The following is a 14,937-nucleotide window of genomic DNA, read 5'->3' on the forward strand; positions in this document are numbered from 1 at the left end:
GCCATATCCACATACAGCGTACCGGTATTTAACGCACACACCACCGGTTCGATAACCCCCGGTAAGCGCCCACCGTCCTGAGCGAGCAAAACCATCCTTGTTCGCTCAGGACGGCAGCGAGATCGTTACTCGGCGTCGTCGTTCATGCGGACGCGCGTGAAGACGCAGCCGGAACCGACGAGCGCGATGATGGCGAGCATACTGGCCGGCAGCGCCACGGCGGCACCGGTCGTCGCAAGGCCGTCCGACGCAGCTCCGTTCGCCCCGGCCACGGCCGTCTGCCGAGAGCCGTCGGCAGCTGAAGCGGTGCCGTCACGATATGCGGCGGCCTGCGCCGTTCCCGTTTCGGCACTCTTGCCGGCGCCCTGCTTCTTGGCCGCGGCGTCGGCCTTCTTCTTCACGGCGATTGCGGCATCCGCCTTCTTCTTGGCGGCTGCGGCCGCGTCGGCCTTCTTCCTCGCCTCGTCATCGGCTTTCTTGGCGGCAGCCTTGGCCGCGGCGAGCACCTTGTCGGCCTTGTCCTTGTTGGACTTGGCGGTCTGATAGTCGCCTTGGGCGTCTTTCAGGGCCTTCTCCGCGGAGGCGTCGGCCTGTTCGGCGTCGGCGAGCGCCTTGGCCGCGGCATCGGCCTTGGACCGGGCTTCGGCGAGCACGGCGTTCGCGGCGTCGAGGTTCTTCTTGGCCGTCGCCGGGTCGAGGGCGTCCTTGGCGTCCTGCGCCGTCCTCAAGCCACTGTTGGCCTTGTCCAAGGCGGTTCGGGCATCGGACTGCTTGCTCTTGGCGTCGGCGAGCACCTTGGCTGCAGCGTCCGCGGCTTGACTCGCGGACGCGGTATTCTCCTTGGCCTTGGCGAGCGCCTGTTCCTTGTCGGCGAGGATCTTCTTGGCCTGGTTGAGCGCGTCGACCTTGTCCTTGTTCGCGGCGATGGCGGCGTCGTAGGCCTTCTGCGCCGCGGCGAGCGCCTCGTTGGCCTGTCGCAGTTCCTCGTCGGCGGTTTTTCGCTCGGCGGCGGCGGACTCGGCCTTGGCTTGAGCCCTGTCGAGCGCATCGGCGGCCTCCTTGGCGGCGTCGGCCGCCTTGTTGGCCTTGGCGAGCGCTTCCTGATATACGGTGCCGGCGTTTTCGAGACCGTTCTTGTATTTGGCGAATTCGGCGACATACTGGTCGAGGCTTTCAAGCTTGCCGGTGTCTCCGTAGTCGAATCCGGGGTAGGACATGATTTGCACGGCCATGCCGACTCCGGAGTCGTAGCCATAGCCGGAAATGGTGTTGTCACGCTCCACGATGTTGAGATAGTGCCCAGTACGCGCGAACAGCTCCGGATACTTGGTGAACACCTCACCCAAGTCCATGTTCTCCAGTCCAGGGTACTGGCCGGAGGCCACGGCGGCGTCATACGTCTCCTTCTCCTGGTTGTACCAGAGCAGATACGGGTTGTCGCCCGCCTCCAGGTCCTGGCCGGAGGCCATGTTCTCCGCAAATCCGAAGATGCCGGCGTGGTCGTTCTTTTCCGCGTCGGCCTCGGCGTTGGACTGGGCTTCGGCCATATATAGGTCGGAGGTCTGCCATTCGGCCAGGCCGAGCTGCTTGCGGATCTCGTTGCCCTTCTGCATGGACTGGAGCGCGAGCCACATGTTCTTCAGGGAGGCCGCGTTCGAAGGGTCGGCGGGGTTGAGTCCGTCCTTCTGGGGGTTATAATTCGCATCGTCGAACACCTTCAGCGCGTCGGAGGAGCCGCGGGATTCGAAGAATCCGCGGGACCCCTTGTCGATCTGCGCCTGCGCGTTATCCGAAGCCTGCTTTTTGGCATCGGCGTCGCTTTTGGCCGACGAGGCCGCAGCGTCGGCCGACTGCTTGGAGGATTCCGCATCGGCTTTCTCGTTGTTGGCTTTGGTCTCCGCCGCGGCCTTTTCCGCCTGCTTCTTCTTGGAGGCCTCCTGAGCGGCCTGCGCGGCCTTGAGCTGCTGGGCCACGGAGTCCGGCACGCCGAGGTCCTTTTCCTTGTCCTGTACGTCCTTGGCCGCCTGGTCGCGCTCTGTCTGGGCGTTCTTCTGCACGGCCTCGGCCTGCTGCTTGACGGCGTTCGCATCGTCGGACTTCTTCTGCGCATCGGTCACGGCGGTGTTGGCGTCGGAAAGGTCGCTCTGCGCCTGCTTCACGGCTTTCTGTGCGTTGTCGACGGCCTGCTGGGCAGCCTGCTGCTTGGCGGGATCGTTGGCCGAATCGTAGTTGGCCTGCGCCTTGCTCTGAGCGCTGGAGGCATTGCCCAGATTCTGCTGGGCCTGGGCGTTTGCCTTCTGGGCGTTATCGACCGCGGAACCGGTCTGCCGCTTGTTCTGCTGGGCCTGGTTCAACGCGGCCTGCGCGTTGTCGAGCGCCTTGGCCGCGGCGTCGGCCTTGGCCTGCGCCTGCGGCACGCCTGTCGCCTGCTGGGCGACGCTTACCGAACGCCTGGCGTCGTTGACGGTCTTGGACGCCGCTTCGATCTTGTCGTCGGGGGTGACCGCGGTGTCGTCGGCCATGGCCGCCATCGGCGAGGCGAGCGTGCCGACCGCGACCAGTGAGGCCATCGCACCCGCTCCGGCCTTGCTCATCGTGAACCTGCGGGCATCGCCAACGGGCGCTGCATGCTTGGGTGTCTTCCTGCTCATGATTTCCCATCTCCTTGGGGATGTCGTTTCCAACCGTCCGAGGCGGGACATCCTTATCGCATCGGACACCAATGGAAACAGGACAAATTCCTCCGGCTCCAGGTTCCCGCTACGCCGATTCCCGCAAACCGTTGGAAACGCAGCCGACACTCCGAATATCACACACCCGGCGGCATTTTTGTCCGGTTTTCCATTTCAAGAAACGAAGGAAAGGAACCACACGATGACGGCATCGGAACAGCATCCCCACGACTTGGAATCACATCGCGTCGGCATCCTGTCGTTCAACAGGAACGGCAGACCGGAATGTGCGCGGCGCAATCTCCGAAAGTTTCTCGAACGGTACTTCACCCGCCCCGAACTGCCGCTCCGCTACAGCGTGATGTTCTTCCGGCACCCTCGACGACTGGCGGATGGCAGATGGAACTGCGTCTGGCAGCAGCGGTTGCTGTACAGCGGCATCTTCGGCATACCCGGCATACCGACGGAAGACACCTATGCCCCGGTGCAGACACAGTTCAACATCCTTCATCTGGCCGACTGGCTGAGATTCCGGAATCTGCGTCCGTCCCTCACGGTCAGCGCGCGTCCGGCATGGCCGGACATGCCGGATTCGCCGCTGACCACGCATATCGACAAGCTGTGGGATCTGATCGACCTCGAACAGGCAAGGGAAAACGACATCCTCACCGACGACCCCGACGAGGCCCAGCCGAATGTGATGGCCGTCATCGAACACACCACCGGCATGATCATTCCCGTGACCAACTGGACATTGTTGTGCTGTGAGAATCATGACGACTCCAGCATGACCATCAGCGTCATGCCGCACAGGAACCAGTACGAATACACCAGCCTGAACGATCACGAACGATATGACGACGACCATTTCGAACCGCTTGGATTCGACGAAGCGCGGGCCCTGCGCGACATCGCCGTCTGGGAGAAGGCGCTGCGCCGGGAAATCGGCAGGATCCACTCCCCCGAATATCACGACCTTTCCGAAAACCTCAACCATCTCATTGAACAGGAGCAGCAGTATGTACTCGATGACGACAACGCCGACGACGCTGAGTAGCATCGCATCCGACACGGATACCGCCACGTTCGACGACGAGATCATCTATTACGATGACTTCGATTTCGACGACGATTCGATCCCTCCCACCAAGAAGGACGACGATGACGGCGGCGACGACTTCCAGTGCGCGTATGAATGCTCGCTGCGGCCGGAGTTTTATATCAAGGCCTATGGCGAGTACGCCAACTACCGGCATCTGGAGACGTTCCACTACTGCACGCGCCATTACGCGCTGTGCGTGGGCTACCTTTCCGACATCATGTCGCAGCAGACCCCCGATTGCGAGCAACGGCGATACGTCGACCATGGTCTGGTGCCACTGCGGTATCAGATCGTCGACTTCGGACGCATCGGCGAGACGCATACGGAAGACAACGACGAAACGCAGCCGAAGGGCGATTGATCAACCGGCCGTTCCTCGAAGACCATCCTCGAAGACCATGAAGCACTGATAGCGCCCGCCGACCCGCTGGAAGCACATGCTCATGCGGGCGGGCGCACCGTCCCTCAGATCGACGGGAAGGTCGCCCGGCGTCAGGTCGAACCGTTCGGCCCGACGGGCGTGCCAAAGCAGGTATCGTTGGTCCATGTAGTCGTGGATCCGGTCGTAATACCGCGCGAGCGGCGTTTCCGGCTCATACGGCGGAAATCCTCCGGTCGTCACGCAGAACATCCCCTTCCATGCGCCGTAGACCGCGATCATCCCCGGATTCGGCATGATGTCGACAAGACGCTTGGCCACGCACGAGCGGGACGCCATGCTGTTCTCCGCAAGAGTACACGCCGCGTAGGCGTTGACTCCGCCGCATCGTTCGATGACGTCGGAGACCAGTGCGTCCGGCAGAAGCACCCGCGATGCAAACGCGTCGCAGGCCCGTTCCTCGAAATCAATGCCCGCTTCCGCGTCCTGCCCCAGCAGCGCGACGGCCAATCCCGGATCGGTCCGTTGAAGATAATGCCCCAGTTCATGCAGCAGACTGAAATACGTCCGGCTTTTCGCCCGATAGCGAAACACCCTCAGCACCGGTCTTCCGTCGCCGGTCTCCATATGGCATGTCGCCGGGACCCCGTCGGGGCCCAATCGTCCGGAACCGTTCACGCCGTCATCCACGAATTCGATGAGGACGTCATCACGCCACATATCCGCCACCCTCATGGGGTTCGTGCGGCAGATCTCCACAAGACCGGGATGTCTGGCATCAGCCACGTCGATCATACGCCGGGCCTGTTTCACCACCTCGGGGGCGTTGGGATGGTCCATCCAGTACAGTCTTCCGCCAGGGGAAGTCACATCTCCCCCATTTCGGAGACGACCACGCGCAGTTGCCTGCGCCAACGTTCGCGACCGGACCCGCTGCGACGGGCCGCCAATCCGAATGCCGCCCTGGCCAATTCCATACGCGGGTCCTTTACTGCGCCGGAAACGTTCGGGGAATCATCATGATGCCGTTGGTCGATGACGTCGGCGGCCTCCCGCCACAACGGTTGTTCCACTTCCACCAGCAGATCGGCCGGCAGACGCGAATCATCGTCATCACCTGCGAGCACACCGATGTCCACGCCCGCAGCAGCGAGCCGGTTCTTCTGCGACTCGCTCAGCGCCCGTAATCCTCGGTATACGTCCAGCGCCTCGGACACGCTTAATCCGGCAATCGACGTAAGGGATTCCAGCATTCGTCGTCCGCCCGCCATATCTATGGCATTACCGTCGGCGCCACCGCTCTTCGGCGTTTCATCCGACGTAGGCAATTCGGGAAGCCGGGACAGTTCATCATGCCAATGTCGCATGGTCTCGGCGAGTCGTTTCCTCTCGGTCACGGCGCTATCCAGGCTTTCCGGCTGCTTTCCGCGCGCCAAACCCGATATCCGTCCCTGCGTTTCAGGCGCGGAGCAAATGGCCTCCATTATCCGTTCATCGAACGTTCCCAACGGTTTTTTCAATAGTCTGACCGGTATCCAGGCACGTAGCTTTGGCCAGGCCACCATACGCAGTCCCAACGAGGTGCGGCTTTTCGCGACGATCACGGAATCCCCCGTCTGCAAGGCAAGGTCCAGGCTCATCGGCACAATCTCAACCGCGCGGCAATCCTCACGAAGGTTCACGACCAGCACGTGCGTGGCATCCAGACGCGTTTCGGCGACCCAAAGCTGCCCCACGCCCACGCCTTCGTCCAATAGACGGCTCCGCACCTCCGGATCCATGTAATACCGTACGTTCTCCGGTATCGAAGAGGCTTTGGACCGGGTGGCTATATCCCGAATGAGACGCCGACGTTTCTCTTCATAGTCCATCTCAAGCCTCCATTCCATCATGAATGTCGTCCTGCCGGTCCGGCCCGCCACCCGCATCATGTTCGCGGCCCATCTGCTGCACCGTGTCTTCAATGGCAAGGATATCGAATGGGTCCCGTGCCGCGTTCCGCGACCACGACCCCTGCAACCAGTCCGGGTCCGGCCCCTTCCACCCGCCGGCCGCATTTCCGACGCGTCGTTCGATGTCCTCAACCGTTTCCCGGTCCCGCTTGCTCAGCAGATAAGGGCATCGGTAAGCGTCAGGGACACCAGTTGGTTGAGCGTCAGACAGGCGTCCGCGGCCTTGAACACGCCTTCGAGCATGTTCTCCAACTGGCTTCTCGCCCCGATCTGCGGATCGCGCTTCGCACCCTCTTTCGGATAATACCGTTTGATGGGATACCGCAGGGTGACGGATGCCAACGTCTGGAGATCGCCCTCGAAACGCACACGGGAGCCGTCGCGCAGACCCCATGTCTCACCGCCGAGTTCCTCCACCTGCACGAACCGTTCCGGGGAACGCTCCAGCCTTTTGCTCACGCGCTGCCGGAGCCTGCCCAAGGGGGTGGCGTTCAACCGGTTCTGCAGCCAATTGCCGATGCTTGTCGTCAGATAGGGAACGAGGTCGTCGTCGCAGGATGCCTTGGTGAGCAGCATGACATCGAACGACTTGGAAGCGCCGTTCCGCCCGGAGTCGATCTTGTCCAGATAGAAATCATTGACCAGATCGAGAATCTGGCTGGCCGAATCGTCGGACCGTTCGTAGTCGAAGATGAGATTGAAGTATGAGTGGGCGACGAACTGGTGCCTCATGATCTCGATGATGAGCGTGACACACCGCGTGCCGATGCCAGCGTTCATCAGCTCGGCATAGCAACCGCGGCTGAGTAGCCGAATCCGTTCCCGGTAGCTGCCACCCAACGCCCCTCCTTCCCGAAGCTGGGACAATTCTATATCCAAGCGGTCGATATCCGCACGGGAAAACACCCTCTTGCTGCCGTCGCCCTTGTTCTCGTTGTTCATAGACGTGTACCTCCTTCCCATAAGAACAAGACAAATCATCAGGAAACAGGGGGGGCTGATGGGTACGATAGGCGACGTCGGACGACACAGCGAATGGAGGGGGTCGTCGTGAAGGACCACATATTCAGGACGGAAGGCCGGTATCGATCCTGGTACTGGAGTTCCATGGGGTCAGGACTCCCGTTAAACAGAATCTGCGCGATGCTGCTGCTGGGGCACGACCAATGGGTCAAGCGACGTGTGGAGACATTGACGTTCACCGATGCGGACACCACCAGAAGACAGGTCAGCTTCGACTTCTCGCTTCCCGAAAACCTGCGCATCCATTACCTGGAAAACGCAGGGACGGCAAGCGGCCTCATCGGCGTGCCGCTGACGTTCCTCGGCAGAGGGGATCTAATCCACGCCGACGTCAGATCCGCTTCGGGGGAATCCCTGTCTCTCGCCAATTTCCAAGAGAACCGCGAGATAGGCGCACGCGCCTTGGATTATTGCTTCAAACGGATTTCCGGCTGGAACCGCCTCCTGCAAATCTCCTACGACGCATTCTCCGCTCTCCGTCCCGAGGACACGTCAACGGACAGTGACAGGACGAAGGATGACGACCAGGCTCGGAAACGGTGGAAAGAACTTTACCAATACCTCGATTCCACCCACGGCATCTTCGCCGGCGGCAAGAACGAAGATACCGAGAAACGCAAACAGTGGAAGTCGTACATCCAGCATCTGCTGAGGATGTTGTGGAGCGGCCGGCTTCCCACCGACGTGACGGACGATGATGGCCGGATCGGTGCGGCCATGAGGCCCTCATCGAAGGATTCCAAAGACGATTTGGCCGTGAAGACACTACTCGGGCAACTGCACGACGAGGCCGTCGAAACCGTTACAGGCGGCACCGGGAGCGGCGAGGCGTTAAAAAAAACTATCTGCTGTTGCTGTCGTCGTTCTGCGACAACTACATCTGCACCGTGCTCGTCCCCGAAGAGTACTTGCTGCATCGGACCATAATCAAGATGTCCTTCGACAGCAGCTATACGGAGAAATGGTGGGACCGATTCGCCAGACCGTCGTCGGCGCAATTGTCATTCGCCTTCCAGACCTCCTCGTCGAAATCGACGCATATCGAAATCAATCCGATACGCAACACCAAAATCGCCGCGGTAGAGTGGGATGTAAAGGGAGACGATCCGAAATGCGATCTGCGCTCCAGCATCGCCTCCGGTCGCGTCCATATCAGTGCGAGCGCCATGAAGAACATCCCTCTGCTGCATCTGCGGGTCACGCTGCTGAACAAGGTCTCGACCCTTTGGTCGAATGCGGCATGGTCGCTGCTGTTCCTGCTGTTCAGCATATTCGGCTGGACGTTCTCCATGGGCTGGCTGAACGGGTTCACGAACTACTACAGTCCGGAGAACGTGTTGGCGGGGCTCGCCGTATTCCTCACCCTATGGGTGGCCCGCAGGATCAATGCCATGGAGCATTCGGTCTCCCAGGAGCTGACGCGATATCCGAACCTGTTCATCACTGTGAATCTGCTGGTGTCCGCCGTCTCCTATTTCTGCGGTGGACAACTGTATCACTGGAGTCAGGATGCGGCCCCGACGGCATCACCGTCGCAGGGAGCACTGCGATGGCTCATGCTGACGCTGGCGGTAGGCTCCCTGCTTCTCTCGGTCCCCAATTTCCATGCCTTGTGGATGAACTGGCGTTACCGGCATGGCAGATACGGATCGTCCGAGCCCGTCCGCAAAGAGAGCTTCCTCATGGACGTCGGCAGCGTGCCATTGCCGAAGTTCAATATGCCGGGCGATGCGAATGCGAACAGGGGCAACCCCCTGCAACGGTGGATCGACCGGCATGACCGCGAGGCCGAGGAGAGCACGCAGACCCTGTTGCCCTCCGAGCACGGACCATACTCCGTGCTCGAATGGCAGGATTACCGGGATTGTGCCATGAACGACCGCAGGAGGTTCGTGGAACAGTATCTCTGGAAGCGTTGATGCATCACCATCGCATGAGCCGTCCGGCAACCACCGCAAACTCGTGGACACTTTGAAACGCCGCAGATGCTACAGGGATGATACCGATGATGACGACCCGGATAAGGATTACCGGCTCCGCGATTCGTCGTGGCCTCGAAGACAGCTCACCTCCTCCGCCGTGTTGCCTTCGAGGCTGCAATCTGTTTGGTGTATGTGCAGTTCGGGTAGGCCGAGCAGCCCCAGAAGCGAGAGTCTCCCCAGGTCCGCTGCATCAGCGCCTCGCCGCAGACAGGGCATTGCGGCGGCAGCGTCACCCCTCGGAAGATGTTCGGACAGATATGGTCACGCAGCTCATACATGAACCGTGAGGGATGGGCCTTGTCGACGATGAAGAACAGTTTCTTCCGGCAGCGTGTCATGGCCACGTAGAACAAACGCCGCTCCTCCGCATACGGATATTCGCCCACCTCCGGCAACAACAGCCCAAGCAGCGGTTCCTCGGCGATGGCGCTGGGAAATCCGTGCAGACCGCCCGAGCAACACAGCAGGAACACGAAGTCGCTTTGCAGCCCCTTGGCCGCGTGGACGGTACGGAACTCCATGGTGAGATCCGGCCGCGTGGACAATGCAATCGCTCTGCCGTTTTTGGAAAGCGCTCCGAACGCGGATTGCCCGCCGAACAGGAGGTTCTCGTCGGAACGGTATCGTCCAAGGAACAATACGCTTGCGTTTTTCGGCAGCTTGCCAAGCTGCGTGATGATGGAGTCAAGACGCTCCTCGGCGTCGGAGCCGCCCAACGCCTTGAGCGAATGATCTTTAGTATTGTTAGTGGCGCGAAGATGCTTCTCATAAAGATGACCATCGGCCATCACGAATTCCCCGCTGGCTTCGATCAGACTGTTCTTGAATCGTCGCGTCGTAGTGATCTGGAACATTCGAGACGAGCCCCATTCGCTCCACACCTGCGCGAAATCGAGGATGAAGCGAATGTCACTACCGGCGAAACGGTATATCGACTGCCAATCGTCGCCCACACAGAACAACGCGCAGTCGCGCCGCCTCCGCAACGCGCATACAAGCTCGTATCTCGGCATCGACAGATCCTGATATTCGTCGATGAGGATGTAGCGATACGGACTGTCATATGAGCCGTCCTCCACGCATCGCGTGGCTTGCGATATCATTCCCGGAAAATCGATGTATCCCCCGTCATGCAGATAGCGTTCATAGGCCTCGAACAGCGGTTTGATAATTCTGAGCATGTCGCGGTTCCTGCCGACGTTTTCACCGCCACGCTCCCTGTTCATCCGTTCCATGGCGGCAAGGTCCATGTCATTGCCGCGCATGTGCTGGATTATGGTCCAAGCGGTATCGATGAGATGACCACAGTACTGATGGTATGCATAGCGCAACGTCGGCTTGGAGAACATGGGGGTGCCGTCCCATGCCTCATTTCCTTTGACGATTCCTTCCGGCATCATCGACAACGCAAGTCTACGATACCGAGAATCAGTGCCCATGGCTTCATCGAACGCGGTCTGCAGCGCTTCCCGAATGGCGGATTCGGATGGCACGGTGATGTTCGCCGCGGTTGACCCCTTGCAGATTCTCAGGCCGAGGCTATGAAACGTACATGCCCGAATATCCTCCCCGGTCTCCTTGCGGATCCTTCCGGACATTTCATCCGCGGACGCCTTGGTGAACGAGAGGACGAGTATCTCCCCCGGCTTGGCCTCACCGGATTTGACCAGCCACGAGACGTAGCCGCAGATCGTGGTGGTCTTACCGGTTCCCGCCCCGGCAAGCACCAGCGTGTTGTTGCCGGCTCCGGCGATGGCGGAAAGCTGTTCGTCGCTGAGAGGATGGCCTTCGACCTTGCCGACGACATGGTTCACCATATCGCGCATCTCCTGAGGCAGCAGCGGCTCCGGCGTCATCTTCACACCGGTTCCCCCGATAAACGGCGACGGTCGTGGACGACGGCGGGAGGGTGGAACGGCAGAGGTCTCTTCTGTCTTTCCCCTGGCATCATCCTTCTTCGGTGGCTCTGTGGGAGGTGCGGCCTCGTGCTTCTTCCCAGCAACCGGTTGAGGCTGAGATTGGGGCCGGTCCCTGGGTTGCGGCCGAGGCTGGAACTGAGGCTGCGGGGCGGATGGCGTGTCTCTCATGGGAGGAGGAGGTACCGGTCCGGCCTGCTCGAACGCCGACAGGTCCACCGGCATCCAGCCGTCCAACGCATCCTTGGCATCGTCCGGCTTGGAGTCCTCTTCCGAAGAGGTCCCATCCGAGAAGTCATCCCCCTTCTTCCGTTTACCCCAAAGCCAATCAAACAGCCCCACGGTTCCCTCCCGCATATGCGCACGTATTCAATCGATACAGTATGGAACTTACCACGCCGGCAAACCACCCTATGCGCGGCCGTCACACAACCATGCACGCACGAACCTGAATCCTAAGCCCGCCCCTTGCCGGCCGCGCGGGCGTAGATCTTGCGCAGACGTTCGGCCACCTCCGCGCAGCGGTCAGAATTCCGCATGTCGCCGCAATCCTCCAGCCAGCGCTCCAGCAGGTCGCGTTCCTCCTCGCGACGCTTGAGCTTGCGCAGGATGATGGCGGACTGGATGACGGGGAACGCGATGTACATGCGATACGGACGGTATTCATCCACGTCGATGCAGCATTGGAACACCTCCAGCGCGTCCTCAGGCCGGCCGGCACGTTTCAGCTCCTCGCCAACGTGATTGAGCGCCACGATGAGTTCCCAGCCACAGTCGTCGTAGTGCAGGTCGTCCATCCATTTAGCGCAGGCGGGCAGGGATCCGGCCAACTCGCGTGCCCGGGCGATGGATTCCTCGATGCGATTCATCCGCTCCATGTCGTCCAAGACCCTCTGCTCGCCGGCGGTCAGGGCATGCAGCTGATCGGGAGAGTCCACCACTGCATATCCGATCGATTCCAGCACCGTACGGTCGGACACGTTGTACGGCGCCGTATACACCTCAAGCTCGCATTTGGCCGTTGCGGACACGTACTGCGCGGCGTGGGTGCGTTCCTCGATTTTCGAGGAGCCATCGCCGGTGACCACGGACTTGACGACATGGGTGATGCGAAGCCGCTCCGTATCGTCGTCAAGGGGCGGATCGAGCAGATACACCTGGCTCGCGGATGCGACGGTCTCCTCCAGATCGAGGACGGCACGCCCCGTGACACGCGGCATCTCCAGATTCAGGGCGATGCCCTTCCGGCTCACCTCGATCAGCGAATGGAACTCATAGTCTCCGTCATCGTTGGTGATCATGACGCCGGGCAGCTCGGTCGGCTCCCCTGGCATGAATCCCTCATGCGCGGATTCGGACTCCCGTGTGATGTAGAAATCCCGCTGCACCGGCCAGATATCATTCATGACGATGGCCGTGCCCCAGTCGCCCACGCGCGGCGACTGGGGTCCGAGCTCGTTCTCGGGGACCGACGCGTATGCGAACCGGTCCAGCAGCATGTTCTCCACGTCCGGCGGCAGCGGCGCGGCCAGATGAGGCATGACGATGTTCTTCATGTCCCTCTTCGACCGCCGTTCCGCCAGGGTCTCCTTCGAAATCCCGCCGTCGCGAACCTGTCCGTCGACGTTCCCGCCGTCGTGATTGCTCTCCTGTGCCATGATGTCCTCCTGTCATCGTGTGACTTCGTCCGGGGAATCCTTCATTCCCTCCTTGCCATATGCAACCGGACAAACCCGTTCGACGACGACGTCTTGTTTTGACATGGGGAACAGCCAGACTCGGGGCTACGAAATGTCCTGTTACTCATGGCGAGACACCGTTAATCGGCCCGAAACAACACAGAAAGGCTCACCCATGTCGATCTTTATCGCCGTCTCATTGACCACCGTCTTCTATATCGTGATAGCGGTTCTCCTGCTTGTGCTCGGAGGACTCGGATGGTTCTTCTCCACCCCTACCGGAGAGACCACCACGAACGTCATCAACTGGGCGCTGACCAGCGGTGTGACCGTCGTCACCTTCATCATTATCTATTCGCTGCTGCTCGCAGCCCATATCCGCTGGTGCGGATTTATCATGAGGAAGATCAAGCCCGTGATGACGTCTCCGATGACGTTTGTGCTGTCATCTGCCGTCTTCACCATCGCCGTTACGCCGATTCCCGTGGTCATAAACGGTCTTATCCCCGAGGACTTCCCCTTGTTCATCCACATCGCCGCGTTCATCCTCGCCGCATTCTGCTGGATGGTTCCCATGGGCATTTTCCTTGCCGACGCGCGTTACAAGGCAAAAGCCATACAGCGACAACAGCACACCGAACGCCGATAACCCCAAACATCACTTAACTTCTCCGGGAGCGGACGGAACGACCATCTCGATCGTTCGGTCCGCTCCCGCATGTCATGGGCGGCCGAACGGCCGCGACTACACTGGAGTCGGAGCACCATCAGGAGGAGCCATGCTGGGAAAACCCACAAATCCCCAATTGCCGTATGTCGAAAACCAATTCGGAGCGATGCAGGACGACCCTGCCTTTAGATACAAAAGCGCCATGCTCCTGTTGGGGATGCATAGATGGATCAATCGTCGAGATGAAACCACCACATTCACCGCCGACGGTAATATCGCACATCACATCAAGATAGAGACCATACTCAGCCCGGAAATGCGTCTACGTTGGGGCTGCAATCGAGCAGCTTCCAAAACCGACGCCACCGAGACATATATCGCCGTCCCCCTCATGTTCATGGGAACAGGAAATCTCATCCACCGCAGAATCTGCGACGCAGAGGGAAGGGAACTTCCCACCATCTCGTTTTCCGAAAACCGTATCATCACAATCGAAGCCTGTAAGCATCTATGGAGTCGACTCTCATTCCATGAGCAGCTTGACAAAGAATTGGAACATCGCGGCACCGACATCGGTTTCGTTTTGAAAACGATCATCGACAGCAACACGGACAGCACGGACATAGCCGCGGAAAACCGCCGTAGGGAGAATCGGTTCTCCTCATTGCTCAAACTCCTGTCGCAAATCGACGATAACGATGAACGTGAGTCTTCTGAATACAAAACTTCCCGTCAGGAACCAGGCGATTCTTCGCAACGCCAAGAACGCCCCGATGGGACGCATCACGATGGGCAGCCACGACCGTCGTGCAATGAGAGCGTGAACATCGCAGCAGACGTGCTTCGCGACTACATCAGCAGCCATGACCAAGTGAGACTGCATCTCCCTGCAGACCACAATATGTGCCGGGAGGAAACCAACCAGCAGAATCCCGATGCACTGGCACTGATGAGTTTTCTTATGCTCGTCTCCACGTTGTGCACACAGTACGTACTCGCCGTATACATCGCGGAAAGCAGCGTCCAACCGCGCATGACGTTCACCGTCGACTTTGACACCAGCTACTCCCGAGTCGAGTCCGATTGGCCGTCCTCCATCTGGGGCAGGCTACTCGGCCATGCCATCGGCCCCCGTCAGGCACACGATGTAGTGGACATGATTTTCCAAACCTACTCGGCCCGATCATCGCACATGGAAATCGAACCGATCGACAGAACCGTGATAGCTGATGTAAAGGAGTACCACAGCAGGAACCGTCCGCCCCAATCCTGCCCGGCATCAGGCGATTCCCCCTCCAAACGGCGACATTCCCTACGGGCACGCTCCGCGGCCGGACGCATCCATTTCTCCCGCAGTCTGATGGACCGACGGCCACGAGCCCAGATTCGCATCGTCATTCTGCCGGAACGACGCATCCTCTGGTTCTCCTTCATGTGGAGTCTTCTGCTGATGGTCCTGTCGCTGGCAGATGTCGTCATTTATTTCGAGCCTTCGCCAGTTTGTGTGGTGGGGTGTTGAGCCTCGGCGTCGTGGCCGGGGCTTTTGTGTGTGCGGGTATGGA

At 60.0% G+C, this 14,937-nt stretch carries 12 protein-coding genes; 6 read left to right on the forward strand and 6 right to left on the reverse strand.

Annotation, left to right across the window (positions count from 1 at the left end; all coding sequences use genetic code 11):
• Positions 1-125: 125 nt before the first annotated feature.
• The gene (locus DF200_RS03500; RefSeq protein WP_109136911.1) at positions 126-2,651 is read right to left on the reverse strand and encodes a hypothetical protein; all 2,526 of its coding nucleotides are present in this window, start codon (positions 2,649-2,651) and stop codon (positions 126-128) included.
• Between the two features lie 223 nt (positions 2,652-2,874).
• On the opposite strand from DF200_RS03500, the gene DF200_RS03505 reads away from it, so the two are divergent.
• Both DF200_RS03505 and DF200_RS03510 read left to right on the forward strand, forming a co-directional pair.
• Positions 2,875-3,729, forward strand: a complete 855-nt coding sequence (locus tag DF200_RS03505) for a hypothetical protein (protein WP_109136912.1) — start codon at positions 2,875-2,877, stop codon at positions 3,727-3,729.
• On the forward strand, positions 3,701-4,135 hold the full coding sequence (locus DF200_RS03510; RefSeq protein ID WP_109136913.1) for a hypothetical protein: 435 nt from the start codon (positions 3,701-3,703) through the stop codon (positions 4,133-4,135). Before DF200_RS03505 ends, DF200_RS03510 begins: the two co-directional genes overlap by 29 nt.
• Here the strand turns inward: DF200_RS03510 and DF200_RS03515 are convergent, their stop codons facing one another.
• From DF200_RS03515 to DF200_RS03525, 3 genes are all read right to left on the reverse strand, one after another.
• Entirely contained in the window at positions 4,136-4,993 is an 858-nt protein-coding gene (locus tag DF200_RS03515; protein ID WP_109136914.1) for an ImmA/IrrE family metallo-endopeptidase, read from the reverse strand. It lies immediately after the preceding gene.
• Between the two features lie 26 nt (positions 4,994-5,019).
• Entirely contained in the window at positions 5,020-6,024 is a 1,005-nt protein-coding gene (locus DF200_RS03520; RefSeq protein WP_146192001.1) for a hypothetical protein, read from the reverse strand.
• Between the two features lie 234 nt (positions 6,025-6,258).
• A complete protein-coding gene (locus DF200_RS03525; protein WP_109136916.1) occupies positions 6,259-7,047 on the reverse strand; it encodes a hypothetical protein in 789 nt (262 codons plus the stop codon).
• Between the two features lie 201 nt (positions 7,048-7,248).
• Between DF200_RS03525 and DF200_RS03530 the strand changes: the two genes are divergently transcribed.
• Positions 7,249-8,055, forward strand: a complete 807-nt coding sequence (locus DF200_RS03530; RefSeq protein WP_146192002.1) for a hypothetical protein — start codon at positions 7,249-7,251, stop codon at positions 8,053-8,055.
• A gap of 5 nt (positions 8,056-8,060) precedes the next feature.
• Entirely contained in the window at positions 8,061-9,047 is a 987-nt protein-coding gene (locus DF200_RS03535; RefSeq protein ID WP_109136918.1) for a hypothetical protein, read from the forward strand.
• A 146-nt stretch (positions 9,048-9,193) separates the two neighbouring features.
• Here DF200_RS03535 and DF200_RS03540 read toward each other — a convergent pair whose 3' ends face one another.
• Both DF200_RS03540 and DF200_RS03545 read right to left on the reverse strand, forming a co-directional pair.
• Positions 9,194-10,966, reverse strand: coding sequence for a UvrD-helicase domain-containing protein (locus DF200_RS03540; RefSeq protein WP_241520107.1), 1,773 nt, complete (start codon positions 10,964-10,966; stop codon positions 9,194-9,196).
• A 515-nt stretch (positions 10,967-11,481) separates the two neighbouring features.
• Positions 11,482-12,684: a hypothetical protein gene (locus DF200_RS03545; RefSeq protein WP_109136919.1), complete on the reverse strand. Its 1,203-nt coding sequence runs from the start codon at positions 12,682-12,684 to the stop codon at positions 11,482-11,484.
• A gap of 196 nt (positions 12,685-12,880) precedes the next feature.
• On the opposite strand from DF200_RS03545, the gene DF200_RS03550 reads away from it, so the two are divergent.
• Together DF200_RS03550 and DF200_RS03555 are read left to right on the forward strand one after the other, a co-directional pair.
• Entirely contained in the window at positions 12,881-13,354 is a 474-nt protein-coding gene (locus tag DF200_RS03550; protein ID WP_109136920.1) for a hypothetical protein, read from the forward strand.
• 130 nt (positions 13,355-13,484) lie between these two features.
• Positions 13,485-14,894, forward strand: coding sequence for a hypothetical protein (locus DF200_RS03555; protein WP_109136921.1), 1,410 nt, complete (start codon positions 13,485-13,487; stop codon positions 14,892-14,894).
• The last annotated feature ends 43 nt before the right edge of the window (positions 14,895-14,937 follow it).

Source organism: Bifidobacterium catulorum (assembly GCF_003129925.1).
GTDB classification, from domain to species: domain Bacteria; phylum Actinomycetota; class Actinomycetes; order Actinomycetales; family Bifidobacteriaceae; genus Galliscardovia; species Galliscardovia catulorum.